General features: G+C 67.2%; 14 protein-coding genes. 7 read left to right on the top strand and 7 right to left on the bottom strand.

Annotated elements, in window-relative coordinates; genetic code table 11:
- Positions 1–57 precede the first annotated feature (57 nt).
- The 3 genes from ACP7AB_RS12060 to ACP7AB_RS12050 all read left to right on the top strand — a co-directional run bounded on the left by ACP7AB_RS12060 (position 58) and on the right by ACP7AB_RS12050 (position 2,549).
- Complete coding sequence (locus ACP7AB_RS12060; RefSeq protein WP_303696363.1) at positions 58–321, top strand: DUF3297 family protein; 264 nt, start codon at positions 58–60, stop codon at positions 319–321.
- A 412-nt stretch (positions 322–733) separates the two neighbouring features.
- Positions 734–2,176 (top strand): sensor histidine kinase, encoded by a 1,443-nt coding sequence (locus ACP7AB_RS12055; RefSeq protein ID WP_426046147.1) that lies wholly within the window; start codon positions 734–736, stop codon positions 2,174–2,176.
- A 1-nt stretch (position 2,177) separates the two neighbouring features.
- Positions 2,178–2,549 (top strand): response regulator, encoded by a 372-nt coding sequence (locus ACP7AB_RS12050; RefSeq protein WP_425991414.1) that lies wholly within the window; start codon positions 2,178–2,180, stop codon positions 2,547–2,549.
- 659 nt (positions 2,550–3,208) lie between these two features.
- On the opposite strand, the gene pgeF is transcribed toward ACP7AB_RS12050, so the two are convergent.
- Genes pgeF through lgt form a run of 3 tightly spaced genes read right to left on the bottom strand, consistent with a single transcriptional unit; the run spans position 3,209 to position 5,929 of the window.
- On the bottom strand, positions 3,209–3,982 hold the full coding sequence (pgeF, locus tag ACP7AB_RS12045; protein WP_425991412.1) for a peptidoglycan editing factor PgeF: 774 nt from the start codon (positions 3,980–3,982) through the stop codon (positions 3,209–3,211).
- Positions 3,979–5,052, bottom strand: coding sequence for a class I SAM-dependent methyltransferase (locus tag ACP7AB_RS12040; RefSeq protein WP_425991410.1), 1,074 nt, complete (start codon positions 5,050–5,052; stop codon positions 3,979–3,981). Before ACP7AB_RS12040 ends, pgeF begins: the two co-directional genes overlap by 4 nt.
- Before the next feature lies 1 nt (position 5,053).
- Positions 5,054–5,929 (bottom strand): prolipoprotein diacylglyceryl transferase, encoded by an 876-nt coding sequence (gene lgt / locus ACP7AB_RS12035; protein WP_425991408.1) that lies wholly within the window; start codon positions 5,927–5,929, stop codon positions 5,054–5,056.
- 173 nt (positions 5,930–6,102) lie between these two features.
- Between lgt and ACP7AB_RS12030 the strand changes: the two genes are divergently transcribed.
- From ACP7AB_RS12030 to ACP7AB_RS12020, 3 genes are all read left to right on the top strand, one after another.
- Positions 6,103–6,390 (top strand): accessory factor UbiK family protein, encoded by a 288-nt coding sequence (locus tag ACP7AB_RS12030; protein WP_425991406.1) that lies wholly within the window; start codon positions 6,103–6,105, stop codon positions 6,388–6,390.
- Positions 6,391–6,486: 96 nt separating this feature from the next.
- Complete coding sequence (locus ACP7AB_RS12025; protein ID WP_425991404.1) at positions 6,487–6,990, top strand: YbjN domain-containing protein; 504 nt, start codon at positions 6,487–6,489, stop codon at positions 6,988–6,990.
- A gap of 18 nt (positions 6,991–7,008) precedes the next feature.
- Entirely contained in the window at positions 7,009–7,752 is a 744-nt protein-coding gene (locus tag ACP7AB_RS12020; protein ID WP_425991402.1) for a pyrroline-5-carboxylate reductase family protein, read from the top strand.
- Here the strand turns inward: ACP7AB_RS12020 and ACP7AB_RS12015 are convergent.
- The 3 genes from ACP7AB_RS12015 to ACP7AB_RS12005 all read right to left on the bottom strand — a co-directional run bounded on the left by ACP7AB_RS12015 (position 7,729) and on the right by ACP7AB_RS12005 (position 10,394).
- Positions 7,729–8,220, bottom strand: a complete 492-nt coding sequence (locus ACP7AB_RS12015; RefSeq protein WP_425991400.1) for a hypothetical protein — start codon at positions 8,218–8,220, stop codon at positions 7,729–7,731. The two genes, ACP7AB_RS12020 and ACP7AB_RS12015, sit on opposite strands and share 24 nt — an antisense overlap.
- 109 nt (positions 8,221–8,329) lie before the next feature.
- Positions 8,330–9,673 carry an ATP-binding protein gene (locus ACP7AB_RS12010; protein ID WP_425991398.1) on the bottom strand — a complete coding sequence of 448 codons (1,344 nt, stop codon included), beginning with the start codon at positions 9,671–9,673 and terminating at the stop codon, positions 8,330–8,332.
- Position 9,674: 1 nt separating this feature from the next.
- Positions 9,675–10,394 carry a response regulator gene (locus ACP7AB_RS12005; RefSeq protein WP_303696354.1) on the bottom strand — a complete coding sequence of 240 codons (720 nt, stop codon included), beginning with the start codon at positions 10,392–10,394 and terminating at the stop codon, positions 9,675–9,677.
- Positions 10,395–10,476: 82 nt separating this feature from the next.
- Here ACP7AB_RS12005 and ACP7AB_RS12000 point away from each other — a divergent pair, with 82 nt between their 5' ends.
- Positions 10,477–11,355 (top strand): branched-chain amino acid aminotransferase, encoded by an 879-nt coding sequence (locus ACP7AB_RS12000; protein ID WP_425991396.1) that lies wholly within the window; start codon positions 10,477–10,479, stop codon positions 11,353–11,355.
- A 6-nt stretch (positions 11,356–11,361) separates the two neighbouring features.
- Here the strand turns inward: ACP7AB_RS12000 and ACP7AB_RS11995 are convergent, their stop codons facing one another.
- Positions 11,362–12,258 carry a DUF4349 domain-containing protein gene (locus ACP7AB_RS11995; RefSeq protein WP_425991394.1) on the bottom strand — a complete coding sequence of 299 codons (897 nt, stop codon included), beginning with the start codon at positions 12,256–12,258 and terminating at the stop codon, positions 11,362–11,364.
- Between the last annotated feature and the right edge of the window lie 4 nt (positions 12,259–12,262).

Below are 12,262 nucleotides of genomic sequence, written 5' to 3'. Positions count from 1 at the left end.
TGTCGGATCGGGCGCGGGCGGCTATGCACCGCGCCTGTCACTTCCGAAGGCCCCGCCATGTCCGACACGCCCCCCGACCGTCTCTCGGTCAACCCGAACAACAAATACTATGACGCCGACGTGCTTCAGCGCGGCGTGGGCATCAAGTTCAAGGGCGAGGAAAAGACCAACGTCGACGAATACTGCGTCTCCGAAGGCTGGGTCCGCCTCGCCGTCGGCAAGGCCGTCGACCGCAAGGGCAACGCCCTGACCGTCAAGCTGCAAGGCGTGGTCGAACCCTATTTCCAGAACAGCGTCGTCGAGGGCGAAGCCGAGGGCTGATGCCCTCTCCCCTGTCTTCCTTCCTTTCGTCATCCTCCGGTCTGCGCCGCGCTTCGCCCTGAAATGAGGGGATAGATCGTTACCGCCAAAGCGGGTCGCCGGCGCCGAAAGCGGACATGCCGAAGGTCTGGGCCGGGTGGAAAGCAGGCCTCAGGGTGGCTCTAATCGCCCTTCCGGTTAGGGAGCCGCGACCCGATCCGCTGATCTTGAGCATGGTGTCCCGGTTCTTGCGCGCGTGCTGTTGGCGGGAACCGCAACGGCGGCTAGGATTTCAGAGTTCGATAAGGTGACGCTTCGTCAGCGTGCTTTGAGGGGGGCGGGCCAAATGGGCGAGGGGATGGCGAGCCAGTCTCAAACCGCGCCAGCGCGCTCGCTCTCTTTTCTTGAAGGGGGTGGAGAGCTTGGTGCGCTTATGCGCGCTCACGATTGGTCGATCTCTCCCTTGGGGCCGCCGGAGGATTGGGCGCAATCGCTCAGGACTACAGTCAGCCTGATGCTCAACTCGCGCTATCCCATGTTCATTGCATGGGGGCCTGAACTCGCATTCCTCTACAACGACGGCTATCAGCCGATCTTCGGGGCCAAGCACCCCCATACGCTCGGCCTGCCTTTCAAACAGGTCTGGTCAGAAATCTGGGCGGACATCGAGCCTTTGGTGGACAGGGCGCTGGCGGGCGAGGCCACGTTCAATGAAAATCTTCATCTCGTGATGGCGCGGAACGGCTTTCCCGAGGACACCTGGTATACATTCTCCTACTCGCCCGTTCGGGACGAGTCCGGCGGCGTCGGCGGCATGTTCTGCGCTTGCCAGGAAACGACGGCTCAGGTGCTGCTCGAACGCAGGCTCGTCAGTGAGAAAGAGCGGCAGCGCGCGATGTTTGAGTGCGCGCCGGGGTTCATTGCCATCCTGGAAGGCCCTGAACACGTCTTCCAGTTCGCCAATGTTGCCTACGCGAACCTCGCGGGAAGAACCGACTTCGTTGGCAGGACCGCGCGGGAGGTGTTCGGCGACCTTGAGGACCAGGGCATCTTCGAACTGCTCGACCAGGTTTTCAGGACCGGGAGGAGGTTCATCGCTGAAAACATCGCTCTCCAACTGAAACCGCCGGGTGCCGAAGCGCGGCAACAAGTCTACCTTGATTTCGTCTACGAACCGATCCGCGACGACCACGGTGTCGTGACCGGAATATTCATCGAAGGCCACGATGTCACCGAGGCATACCATGCAAAAGAAGCATCTCGTCAGCATGCGCAGCACCTTGAGCTTCTGAACGACGAACTCAATCATCGGGTCAAGAACACGCTGGCGATCATTCAAGGCCTCGCACACCAGACGTTCAAGGGCGATGCGGCCACACCAGAGGCGCGGGCGTCGTTTGAAGGTCGCTTGCTCGCATTGGCTTCTGCTCACAACATCCTGGTCCGAGGGAACTGGGAAGAAGCAGAGCTGAAGGACGTCGTCGCCGATACGTTCCGGGGCCACACTGTATCTGGCCGTCGCTGGGCCGCTGAAGGGCCGCCTGTTCGACTGGAACCGAAAAGCGCGGTCACGCTCGCCATGACGCTTCACGAACTGGCGACAAATGCCAGGAAATATGGCTCGCTATCGGGCGATCAGGGCCGCGTGGGCGTGACTTGGCAGACCACCGGCGACGGACAACTCCGGTTGATCTGGCAAGAGCATGACGGGCCAACGGTCGCAGAACCTCGAAGGAAGGGCTTTGGCAGCCGCATGATAGAGCGAGCTCTGGGTGCCGAACTGCAGGGGACAGCGAACCTCTCGTTCGAACCCACGGGCGTCGTTTGCGAAATCCGGTTGCCGCTGCCGACATCGCACAGCGCGGAGATAAACTAGGATGAAGTTGGCAGGCAAACGTATCCTGGTGGTCGAAGACGAACCCATCGTCGCGATGTTGGTGGAGGACATCCTGCTCGATGAAGGCGCTGCCATTGTCGGTCCGGCAGCAAACGTGGCCCAGGCCATGCTTCTGGCTGCCACCGCTGAGATCGACGCGGGGTTTCTCGACGTCAATCTGAACGGCGAGGACAGCCACTGCATCGCGGCCAAGCTACGCGAACGGGGCATACCCTTCGTCTACGCGACCGGCTACGGGACCAGCGGGGAGATGAATACGGAGACCCCGGTGATCCAGAAACCCTACCTGCCAACTCAGGTCGCCGAAGTGCTCCAGCGTCTCATGTCCGGCCCCGAGGACCTGGCGGGCTAGGATCGAAGGTGGGCATCTGGACACGGCCAGCCGATGTGGCAAACAATCCAGGAGGCGGACACATTCAACGTCGCCTAAGGGTCGAGATCGGTCATCGGCCTCCCGCCCGACAGCGGGCCTCGCGTCATCCGCCCAGCCGCCGACGCCCTGAAGGTCACCTCGGGTTGGGAATTCGATCGTCCTCTGTTCAACCTTGACGATACAGCTCCTCTCACCATCTCAGCGTTTGCCAGAGGTCGGGAGACGGAAATGTTCGGGTTGTTCTTCCATCCCAGGCGCTCCGACGATGGCCGACCGGTGGCGATGCGTGTGGTGGCTAGACAGCAAAGCGCGGCAACGACCGACGCACCGTCGCCTGTCATCGTGGATCGTGTCTCCGCGCCAATCCCGGACGTCAAATCGCTACGACGCGCGACTGCCGCTCTCGATGAACACCTGTCCGGGGATGACGGAAGATGAGAGGAGGATTTATTCCTACCCTCCTCTTGCGCGACGGCCAGCCAGCCCCATGTCGTGGGCAGGCCCATCAACGCCTCGGGCCACGAATGCATAGTGTCACGCAGTGCAATGCGGAGTTGCCGATAAGTCCCTGATTTCCTGAGAATTGCACTATTGGACTCTGTTTTTTTTAGAGTCCAATCCGCCGGCCCGGCAGACCCTCAGACCAGTCGGATCGCCGACATCAGCCGCCCGAAGTCCGGCTCGCCCCGCTGGAACGCCCGCCGGTTCGAATAGAAGGCCGCTTCCTCGACGCAGGTGTCGTGCCCGGTCCACGCCGCCTCGCCGACCCCCGCCTGCTCCAGCCGCCACAGGACGAAGCCGGGCAGGTCGAACATCCGCTTGTCCGCCGTCGCGCCCTCGATGAAGAACCGCGCGGCGCCCGGGTCATGGTGATCGAACCGCGCCTGGAAGTCGGCCCCGACCTCATAGCTGGCCTGACCGATGCAGGGGCCGACCACGGCGACGATCCGGTCCGGTCGTGCGCCCAGCGCCTCCATCGCCGTCAGGGCGGAGTGCACGACCCCGCCCAGGGCCCCCTTCCAGCCCGCATGCACCGCGCCCACCACCCGCGCCTCGGCGTCGGCCAGCAGCACTGGCGCGCAGTCCGCCGTCAGCACCGCCGGGATCACCCCGACCGTCGCCGAGACCACCGCGTCGCCCTCCGGCCGCTCTCCGGCCCAGGGCCCGGTCGCGACCCGCGTCAGGCTGGAATGGATCTGGTAGCAGGCGGCCAGATCGTCGGGCTGGCCGCCCAGGGCCTCCGCCACCCGCCGCCGGTTCTCCTCGACCGCCGCCGGGTCGTCCGCCGACCCCAGGCCGGTGTTCAGCCCCTCGTAGAGCCCGGTCGAGACCCCGCCCCGCCGCGTGAAGAAGCCGTGGCGGATGCCCGCCTTCTCCAGCAGCGGATGGGTGATCGGCGTCAGGTCGGTCATGCCTCGAACCCCGGAACGGTCAGGCTGCGGGGCGAGAAGATCGCGGCCGCCTTGAACAGGTCGCCCATCTGGTCCGCCGCTGTCAGCCGCGCCAGCTGGCGGGCGATGACGGGCGCCGCCTCCGGCCTTCCCGAGGACAACCGCTCGGCCCGCGCTTCGATCCCCAGCCGCCTCAGGAACTCGCCCTGGCCGACGCAGCCCGTGACGTCGGCGCCGGTCCGGACCGCCGCCTCCTGCACCGCCGGGAAGTCCGCCCACTGGGTCAGGTCCGCCTCGCCCGGCGTGGCCAGCACATCGACCTTCGCATGCCGCTTCAGCCCCTGCAGCGTATCGCCCACGCCCGGCCGGTCCCGCCCATAGTCGATCAGCAGGGCCGCTCCCGACGTCTGGTGCAGCAGGGCGCCCAGATCCCGCCCGAACGCGGCCTGCTGGTCCGACACCTCGACCACCTGGCCCGGCTCGACCTCGAACGGCGGCCGTTCGAACCCGCCGGTGATGCCCACCAGTCCGAAGATCAGCCCACCGTCGTCCGTGGCCCCCACCCGTCGCTCGGCCCAGCCGCCGTCGGTCCGCACGAACTGACGCGCGGGCAGACAGTCCAGCACCTCGTTGGCGATCAGGATGACGGGCGCATCAGTGTCGATCTGGCCCAGAGACCGGACCCAGCGGGGCGAGACGTCGGCCTGGGCCAGCCTGCGCCCCTGCACTTCACGCAACGGCCCCGAGGGTTCGATCAGGATCAGGTCGCAGGCCTCCAGGAACCCCGGCGCGACCCGCGCGGCCCGCAGCGCATCGTCCATCAGGGTCCCGTCGCCGGGCCCGACCTCGACCAGCCGGAACCGCTCGGGCGCGCCCAGCCGCTGCCAGGTCTCGACCGCCCACAGGCCGATCAACTCGCCGAACATCTGGCTGACCAGGGGCGCGGTGACGAAGTCCCCGCCCTCGCCCAGCGCCGGCCGGGTCGCGTAGTAGCCGTCCCTGGGATCGTGCAGGCAGCGGGTGACATAGTCGGCCACCGTCATCGGCCCGGTCAGGGCGATCTCCCGCGCCAGTCGATCCTTCAGCGACATCTCAGGCTGCGGCGGCGACCGGCGGACGCTTCCAGGCGCGGTGGATCAACCACGCCCCGACCAGGATCATCGGGATCGACAGCATCATCCCCATGGTCAGGCCCAGCGGGAAGTTCTCCATCCCGGCGTCGGGCTGGCGCACGGTCTCCAGCAGGGCCCGCGACGCGCCGTAGCCGACCAGGAACAGGCCGGTGACATAGCCGGGCTTGGCCAGCAGCCTCCACTTCCAGACCGCCAGGCCGAGCACGATGAACAGCAGAACCCCCTCGAGGCCCGCCTCGTACAGCTGGCTCGGGTGACGCGGTTCGTTTCCGGCCGGGCAGAAGCCGTACATCTGTTCGATTCGGGCGTTGCAGAAGCGGATGGCCCAGGGCACGTCCGTCGTCCGCCCCCACAGCTCGCCGTTCACGAAGTTCGCCATCCGTCCGAAGAGCAGGCCGATCGGCGCGGCCGCCAGGGCCATGTCGCCGATGCTCAGCGCATTGGCCTTCGTCCTCCAGGCGTAGATCAGCACCGCAAGCGTGCAGCCCAGCATCCCGCCGTGGAACGACATCCCGCCGGTCCACAGCTGGAACAGCTCAAGCCGCTCGCCGAGGCTCGACCCCGTGAACAGCTGCAGGAACATGACCGGCTTGTAGAACAGGGCGTATCCGAACCGGCCGCCCAGGATGATGCCGAGGGTGATCCACAGGATCAGGTCGTCCAGCTGCGGGCCCGCCAGCGGCGGCTTGCCCGGCGCCCAGATTCGGTCGCTCTTGAGGATCCGCGCCGCATAGATCCAGCCCAGCACGATGCCGGCCACATAGGCCAGGGCGTACCAGCGGATCGGCAACGGCCCCAGATGGATCAGGACCGGATCGAACTCGGGAAAGGTCAAGCGAGGCTCCTGCGACGGTTCGCTCCGCCTTTAGCAAGCGTCGCTCGGTCGCGCGAGCGTGACACGTTTCGGCCCCGATTGCCGCCAATCAGGGGGTGTCTGGAAAGGTTTCGTTCACCATATCAGGCAACCTTCCCTTAACGACGCCCGCCGCTCGCGGGCCGGAGACGACCATGCAGACGCGTAACCCCATCCTCGACGAGTTCGCCAAGCTCTCCACCAGCGCCATGGGGCTGGCCCAGGCTGCCGGCGAAGAGGCCAAGGCGGCCTTCCGCGCCCAGTCCGACCGCGTCGTCGCCGAGATGGACCTGGTCCGGCGCGATGAGTTCGACGCCCTGAAGGCTGAAGTCGCAGCCCTGCGCGCCGAGCTGGCGACGCTGATAGCCGCCCCGACCAAGGCGAAGAAGCCTCAGACGGGAACCTCCACAGACGGAACTCGTCTCCCGGACGCAGCCGGTTGAGCCGAATCTCCGAACACGCCTACCGTCTTTTCGAAGGCGGCCCTGAGTCGCCCAGACCTTGTCGTCCCTGCCCTCCCGCGAGATCGAGTTAACCTGATGGATGCTGCCGGACCCCAAGAGGTCGACGTCCCCTACGATCCGCTGGACGTGGTCGAGCATGTGCTGAACGCCGAGAACCTTCCGTTCGACCGGACGGACGACGGCGACCTGGCCTTCGCTCTCGCCGGCGACTGGAAGGACTACGAACTCTGGTTCGCATGGCGCCCCGAGGGCGACTGCCTGCAGCTGTGCTGCGCCCTGGACCTGCGTGCGACCAAGTCCCGCCGCAACGCCGCCTACGAGCTCGTCTCCATGGTCAACCAGCGCACCTGGATGGGCCATTTCGAGGTCTGGTCCGAGGATGGCGAGATCGTCTTCCGTCACTCCCTGGCCCTGCCGCACGGCGAGCGGCCGACCCTGGCCCAGGCCGCGTCGATGATCGATGCCGCCGTCGAGGCCGCCGACCGCTACTACCCGGCCTTCGACTTCATGATCCGTGGCCACAAGAAGCCGCAGGATGCGATCGACAGCTGCCTGTTCGAGACCGTCGGCACGGCCTGATCCTCCGCGAGGGCTCTGATGCAGGTCACCCTCCTCGGCCATGGCCGCCTCGGCTCCGCGATCGCCGAGGGCTGGCGGCTGACCGGGACGGTTCCTTGCCCCACCGTCCTGACCCGCGCCGTCCCGCCGGTCTGCCCGCCTGACACCCAGGCCCTGGTGATCGCCGTCAAGCCCGCCGCCTGGCGCGAGGCCGTCGCCCCGATTCTGGCGACCCTGCCGGCCGACGCGACCGTGATCTCCGTCATGGCCGGCGTCCGAGCCGGCGACCTGTCCGCCGCCTTGCCGGACCGGGCCGTGGCCCGCGTCATGCCCACGACCGCCGTGGCCCAGGCTCAGGGCGTCGCCGCCATCTGGTCCGATGATGCGGCCGCGCGCGCCCTGGCCCACGCCCTGTTCGACCCTGTCGCCGACACGGTCGATCTCGACGAAGAGTCCTTGATCGACGTCGCGACTGCGGTGGCCGGATCCGCCCCCGCCTTCTTCTACGCCCTGGCCCAGGCGCTCGCGCAGGCCGGTGTCGAGGCGGGGCTGACGCTGGACGCGGCCGAGCGCCTCACGCGCGGGGCCTTGCGCTCGGCAGGATCGGGGTCGGGAACGCACGCATCGCTGGATGATCTGATCGCGCGCATCGCCTCGCCCGGCGGCACGACGCGCGCCGGGCTTGACGCGCTCAAGGACTTCGATCTGGACGCGGCGGGCCGGGCGGCGGTTCAGGCCGCCGTGGTTCGGGCGAACGCCCTAGCGGGCGACCAGCCGGCCTGAGGCGAGATTGTTCGCCAACCGGTTGTAAGTCTGCTCGGCGTCCTGCCAGGTATTGTAGCCCCGCACCTCGGCGATCGAACTCGAATAGTTCGAATAGCGCACCGGCAGTCGCTGGCCGTCGGCGGTGATGACCTCACCCTCCACCGTCGCGCCCCCGATGGAGAAGCTGTCCATGATCGACAGTCCGGGCCTGTCGGCGGCCTGCTGCCAGGTCGGACGGTTCGGCTGCAGATCGGTGATCACAAGGTTGATGGTCGCGCCTTCGAGCGCGCCGTCGCGGGCCAGACGACGTTCGACGACCGTCTGCAGCCGTTCAAGCTGGCGATCCACGTCGCGCTGACCGAGCGTCTCGACCTGTTCGGTCAGGTCGCCGCCGACGGTCACCGTAACCTGCGGCGTCTGGGCCAACGCGGGCGCCGCGAGGGCCGCGGCGAGAGCGAGGGGGGCGAGAAAGGCGAAGCTGCGCATGACGATCTCCGGGATGTCCCTGTCACAGGCAAGATGGGCTCGGCGGCCCGTCTCCGCAATCCTTGCGCAAGGGCCACGCCCGAGAGACGCCGCGGCGTCGCAGAAGCCTTCAGCCCGGGAGGCGGATCAGCGCCCGCAGGCCCCCCAGATCACTGCGCGCCAGGGTGATGTCGCCGCCGTGCCCCCGCGCCACGTCCCGCGCGATGGCCAGGCCAAGCCCGACGCCCTTGCGGTTTTGATTACGGCTCTCGTCCAGCCGGCTGAACGGGCGGAAGGCCTCCTCGTGCATGTCGTCGGGAATGCCAGGACCGTCGTCCTCGATCGCGATCTCCAGTCCGCCCGACGCCAGAGCCCGCGCCGACAGCCGTACATGCTCCCCATGCGCGGCCGCATTGCCCGCCAGATTGGCCAGGGCGCGCTTGAAGGCCAAGGGGCGCAATGAGGCGGTCAGGTCGTTCGGCGCGGCGATCTCGACCTCGGCCCCCGCCCGTTTCACGTCCTCGCCTGCCGCCTTCAGCAGGGCCGAGACATCGACGGGTTGCGTCGCCTCGCCAGCCTCGCCCTTCGCGAAGGCGAGGTATTCATCGATCATATGCTCCATCTCGTCGAGGTCGCCCTTCATGGCGGCCTGACGCTTGAACTGCGGGGCCAGCGCCAGCTCCAGCCGCAGCCGGGTCAGGGGCGTGCGCAGGTCGTGACTGACCGAGGCCAGCAGGGCCGTCCGCTGTTCGATATGCCGCTGGATCCGGTCGCGCATGGCCAGGAAGGCGACCGCCGCCTGACGGACCTCGCGCGCGCCGTGCGGCTTGAATTTCGGCGACATTTCGCCCCGGCCGAAGGCTTCCGCCGCCTCGGCCAGCCGCTCGATGGCGCGGACCTGATTGCGGATGAACAGGATGGCCACGCTCATCAGCAGCACCGTCGCCAGCATCAGCCACAGGACGAAGATATGCGCCTGGGTCGCCACGGCCCGCTCCCGCGGCGCGATAATGCGCAGCACTCCTGTCGGCTGCTGTACCTGGATGTCGACATAGGCGGGATAGCGGGTCGTATCGAACCAGAAGGGCTGGTCCAGACGCGACGCCAGCGCCGCCTCCAGTGTCCGGTCCACCACCCCGATCGCCCCGCGTCGCTGTTCCTCGGGCAGGGTGGCGCCGGGCCGCAGCGCGATCGACAACTGCATCGACCGCTCGCCCCGGTCGGCGATCACCGCCAGGTTCGCCTCGGTCGGTTCGTCGCGATAGCTCTCCGCCGCCCAGGCCACGTCGCCGGCCAGCCCCTCGGACAGGCGCGCCGTCACCGTCTGCCAGTGCATGTCGAAGAAGGCCCAGGTCACCGCCCCCTGCATGATCAGGATCGGCAGGACGATGATCAGCAGCGATCGCCCCCAGAGCGACGTCGGCAACTGCCGCTTCAGAAACCGCGCCAGGACGGGGAAGGGCAGCAGCCTCATATCAGTCCGGCGCCAGCATATAGCCCACGCCGCGCACCGTCTGGAGATAGCGCGGGTTCTTCGGATCGGCTTCCAGCTTCCTGCGCAGGCGGGTCACCTGAACGTCGACCGCGCGGCCGGTGATGTCGGCCGTGTCCGGCGACAGGTCCATCCGCTCGACCGGCGCGTGGGCGTGCAGGGCGAGCGTCTTCAGCAGCTGCCCCTCGGCCTCGGTCAGCCGCATCGGCGCGCCGTCCCGGGTCAACTCCAGGCGCTCCAGATCAAACGTGGCCGTGCCCAGCTTGATCTCGCGCGGCATGATCGGCTTCACGCCCGTCCGTCTCAGAATGGCGTCGATACGCAGGGCCAGCTCCTTCGGGTCGAAGGGCTTGGACATATAGTCGTCGGCGCCGCGCGAGAGGCCGTCGATACGGTCCGATGCCTCGCCGCGCGCGGTCAGCAGCAACACGGGCGTCCTGGACAACTGCGCCTTTGACCGTACCCAGGTGGTCAGCTCCAGCCCGCTCTCGCCCGGCATCATGACGTCCAGCACGACCAGGTCGAACTCGATCAACTCCATCAGGCGACGCGCCGCCGCGGCGTGCGCGGCCCCGGTCACGCGATAGCCCTCGCGCGCCAGATACTCCTTCAGCAGCTCGCGAATCCGGTCGTCGTCGTCGACGATCAGCAGGTGGCGACCGACGCCGGCGCCCGCCACAGGTCCTGAACGGCTGCTGCTCATGCGAACATTCCCGCGCGCGCGGCGTTGACCTTCGGCGCTTCGGGCGTTCTAACCGGCAAATCTGCGCAGGAGACGTTGTTCAATGGCCTTGGTTCCTTTCGACGATCGTGACGGCTGGATCTGGATGAATGGTGAATTCATTCCGTGGCGGGAAGCGAAAACGCACGTTTTGACCCACGCCCTTCACTACGGCTCGTCGGTGTTCGAGGGTGAGCGTATGTATGGCGGGGAAATCTTCAAGCTGACAGAGCATTCCGAGCGATTGGCCCGTTCGGCGGACCTGCTGGACTTCGAGCTGCCTTACAGCACCGCTGAAATCGATCAGGCCTGCAGGGAAACCTGCGCGAAGATGGGGATGGAGGACGCCTACGTCCGTCCCGTCGCCTACCTCGGCCCGGAACAGGTCAGTGTCTCGGCCCTGAACAACAAGGTCCACGTCGCCATCGCCGTTTGGGACTGGCCCAGCTATTTCGACCCCGAGGTCAAGAAGAAGGGCATCAAGCTGGAGTGGGCCAAATGGCGCCGCCCCGACCCGCTGACGGCCCCGACGACGGCCAAGGCCGCCGGCCTCTATATGATCTGCACCATGTCCAAGAATGCGGCCGAGAAGCGCGGCTTTGCCGACGCCATGATGCTGGACTGGCGCGGCTATGTCGCCGAGGCGACCGGCGCCAACGTCTTCTTCGTCCAGGACGGCGTGATCCACACGCCGGACGTGACCCACATTCTGAACGGCATCACGCGCCAGACGGTCATAGACATCGCCGAGGCCAAGGGCATCGAGGTCGTGGTGCGCCACATCCGGCCCGAAGAACTGTCGACCTTCAGCGAGTGTTTCCTGACCGGTTCGGCCGCCGAGGTGACGCCGGTCCAGTCGATCGGCGAGTACGCGTTCACGCCGGGGGACCTGTCGCTGACCCTGATGGACGACTACGGCAAGCTGGTTCGCCGCATCGCCTGACGCGGCTCACGCGGGCGGCGTCGCCTTCTTCGCCGCCCGCCGTCGCCTCAGGATGAACCAGACGATCGGTCCCGCAATCAGGCCGATCGGGACCAGCACGGCCAGGATGGTGATCAGCACGCCGACTGTCGCCATCATGGCGCTGAACGCGCCCTGGACAGCGTGGACGACAGGTCGGAAGGCGCTGTCCGGCGCCAACTGACCCGCCGACCGGTATTCGATCGACAGCCGGGAGGTCGCCACCCGCGTCCGCATCTCGGCCAGCATCGATTGCTGCGCGTCGATCTCGCCCTGAACCCGCGCCAGTTCGGTCTCGACCTTCAACAGGTCTTCCAGAGAGCCGCTGCGCGTCGCCAAAAGACCTTCAAGCCGATCGCGTAGTGTCGTCTGGGCCCGCAGCCGGGCCTCTGTGTCGATCAGGGACCGGGTCAGGTCCTCGCTCTCGGTGTTTGCCTCGGCGACACGTCCTCCCGCCTCGCGCGCATCGTTCGCCAGTCCGTCGCGGAGCCGTGTGATGAAGGTCGGAGTCGCCCGGATCTCGAGGCGTGCCGTGAGATCGTCCTTACCGATCCGCGTCGTGTCTGAACCGATAACCTGGCAGACCGCCGCTCCGGCTGAAGTGCAGGCCCGCTCGTGCTGCGCCATCAGCCCCGGCGCCCGGTCGACGGGAACCTCCAGACCATAATGATAGACATAGGCGATGCGCGGCGCGGTCGCTGCGGCAGGTGTAGGCGTCGGTGCGCCGGGTTCGGCCGGGGCCGGCACTTCCGCCATCCTCGCAGGCTCGATCAATTCGAGGTTCTCGGCCGCGTCAGCCGACGAAGCCGCGTTGTCCGGGGTGGCCTGCCCGCACCCGGCCACCGCCAAGCCTGCCGCTATCGCCGCCAGTCCGATCCTGCGCATCGTC

The sequence above is a fragment of the Brevundimonas sp. TWP3-1-2b1 genome (assembly GCF_049896165.1).
Taxonomy (GTDB): Bacteria; Pseudomonadota; Alphaproteobacteria; order Caulobacterales; family Caulobacteraceae; genus Brevundimonas; species Brevundimonas subvibrioides_B.
This window is presented reverse-complemented; position numbering and strand designations above follow the sequence as displayed.